The sequence below is a fragment of the Marivita sp. S0852 genome (genome assembly GCF_046591575.1).
Classification (GTDB): domain Bacteria; phylum Pseudomonadota; class Alphaproteobacteria; order Rhodobacterales; family Rhodobacteraceae; genus Marivita.
In genome coordinates this window covers 1-431 of record NZ_JBIQWA010000040.1, presented here as the reverse complement: position 1 = coordinate 431, position 431 = coordinate 1, and the positions used below count along the sequence as shown (strand labels likewise).

Below are 431 nucleotides of genomic sequence, written 5' to 3'. Positions count from 1 at the left end.
AACCCACCCGGGAGATTAACTTGTCTCTCACGACTTTGCTCTTCAGTCCAATTACCACCAGGTATTTGAAAGTGATGCGTAAGAAACGCAGGAATTTCTTCGCTTCGGTCTCTGTCGTCAGGATGATAATCCCAAGAACTGCCCACACCGATTTGTCTAGTTTGCCCGTTCGTACCCGGAAAATTCTGAGGATTGGCTGTATCAAACCTGTAAACATACGTTCCGTCTTGTGGATATTGAAGGCGCACAATCGTGACTTGGGAAGATATGGTCAGCTTATTCGTTCCGGACGTAAGCTCGGCAAGTTGATCGCCCTCCAGATCGACCGCCTCGGGCTGGATGATCACCACGCCCCCCTCCCTGACGATGGGCTCGTCCATATAGATCGTAAAATCGCTCTTCACTTCGTCCTCCGTTCCAGTTTGCGAGAA

1 protein-coding gene is annotated in these 431 nt (G+C 50.1%); it reads right to left on the bottom strand.

All coding sequences use genetic code 11. From position 1 onward, the window contains the following. A partial coding sequence (locus ACG74X_RS21330) for a hypothetical protein (protein ID WP_411237330.1) occupies window positions 1–404 on the bottom strand: 404 nt, incomplete at its 3' end. Window positions 405–431: the final 27 nt, after the last annotated feature.